1 protein-coding gene is annotated in these 263 nt (G+C 55.5%); it reads right to left on the reverse strand.

From position 1 onward, the window contains the following. A partial coding sequence (locus FLQ44_RS20135) for an ATP-binding cassette domain-containing protein (protein WP_276607895.1) occupies positions 1 to 252 on the reverse strand: 252 nt, incomplete at its 3' end. Positions 253 to 263: the final 11 nt, after the last annotated feature.

A 263-nucleotide genomic window follows, 5' to 3' on the forward strand; every position in this document is an offset into this window, starting at 1 on the left:
GGCACGGGCGATCGCAATTCGCTGTCTTTGTCCGCCCGATAGATTCACGCCGCGCTCACCCACCCAGGTTTGATAGCCATTGGGAAACTGCGAGATGAACTGATGCGCGTTCGCCACTTTTGCCGCCTGCTCGACCTGAGCGCGATCGAACTGTGGTTGACCAAACGCGATATTTTGCGCGATCGTCCCGGAAAACAACACGGTTTCCTGCGGCACAATTCCGATCTGTCGGCGTAGACTCCGCAAAGTCACTGATTGAATAT

Origin of the sequence: Vogesella mureinivorans (genome assembly GCF_007644035.1) — a bacterium.
Lineage (GTDB): Bacteria > Pseudomonadota > Gammaproteobacteria > Burkholderiales > Chromobacteriaceae > Vogesella > Vogesella mureinivorans.